Source organism: Paraburkholderia sp. NMBU_R16, from assembly GCF_013282575.1.
Classification (GTDB): Bacteria; Pseudomonadota; Gammaproteobacteria; order Burkholderiales; family Burkholderiaceae; genus Trinickia.
On sequence record NZ_JAAAYE010000515.1, the window covers coordinates 1 to 250 of the forward strand.

At 59.2% G+C, this 250-nt stretch carries 1 protein-coding gene; it reads left to right on the forward strand.

Annotated elements, in window-relative coordinates; translation table 11 throughout:
* Positions 1-250: transposase (locus GWC77_RS28950; RefSeq protein WP_217283484.1), on the forward strand; the 250-nt coding region annotated here is incomplete at both ends.

The following is a 250-nucleotide window of genomic DNA, read 5'->3' on the forward strand; positions in this document are numbered from 1 at the left end:
AACATGCGCCGAGCGTCAATCAACAAACGCTTGTCAGCGTCAATCAACATCGGCATCATCAACCTCGCCGCGACATTCTCATCTTGTTTGTCGCGCGTCTCTCATCCAGATTGTCGCGCCACAGCGAAACGGTACTCAGCGAGAACGCGCAATTGCGCGCGCAAGTCGCGTGGTTCCAGCGCCAGTTGTTTGGCCGCAAGAGCGAGCGTCGCATCGTCGAGCCCAATGCGGCACAGGGCACGCTGGGCGA